Below are 218 nucleotides of genomic sequence, written 5' to 3' on the forward strand. Positions count from 1 at the left end.
GGCTGAGATAGGCTGCTTCGTCGAAGCCCGGATGCGGCAGGCTTAGCCCTGCCCCATCGACCGCCGCCACGCGCTCGAAGGCAAGGCCGAAGCTTGCCAGCAGGCGCTCCATTCGAAACCGGCGCAATGGCGCGCGGTCGAGATTGATCAGGTAGGTGTTCACCCGCAGGCTGACCGGATGAAGGGCCGGCATAAGGGCGGCAGGTGCGGTGCGCATG

1 pseudogene is annotated in these 218 nt (G+C 66.5%); it reads right to left on the bottom strand.

Annotated elements, in window-relative coordinates:
- Nucleotides 1–217: pseudogene (locus AF337_RS04550) on the bottom strand (glycosyltransferase family 25 protein); the annotation flags it as partial.
- Nucleotide 218: the final 1 nt, after the last annotated feature.

It is taken from the genome of Rhizobium ecuadorense, from assembly GCF_001187535.1.
Classification (GTDB): domain Bacteria; phylum Pseudomonadota; class Alphaproteobacteria; order Rhizobiales; family Rhizobiaceae; genus Rhizobium; species Rhizobium ecuadorense.